The 266-nt window shown below is 72.9% G+C and carries 1 protein-coding gene; it reads right to left on the minus strand.

Annotated elements, in window-relative coordinates; all coding sequences use genetic code 11:
* Positions 1–41: 41 nt before the first annotated feature.
* A partial coding sequence (locus ACLJNW_RS25700) for a hypothetical protein (protein WP_410961438.1) occupies positions 42–266 on the minus strand: 225 nt, incomplete at its 5' end.

A 266-nucleotide genomic window follows, 5' to 3' on the forward strand; every position in this document is an offset into this window, starting at 1 on the left:
GGCCGGGTTGGCGATGATGCCGACGATCGGCGAGGGCGGGGTCATAGCGAGAATCCGCCGTCGACGGCGATGGCCTGGCCGGTGACGTGCGGCGCGCAGGCCAGGTAGACGACGAGCTGGCCCATGTCTTCGACGGTCTGCGCCTCGCCCTGGGGCAGCAGGCTGGCCTGGTGGCGGTCCCAGGACTGCGCCTCGCTTTCGCCGGCCTGCCGCCAGCGGCCCGACAAGCCGTCCTCGCCGCGCCACCTTCCGGTGCCGACGATTCC

Source organism: Salmonella sp. SAL4457 (assembly GCF_046548235.1).
In the GTDB taxonomy this organism is placed as follows: Bacteria; Pseudomonadota; Gammaproteobacteria; order Enterobacterales; family Enterobacteriaceae; genus Salmonella; species Salmonella enterica.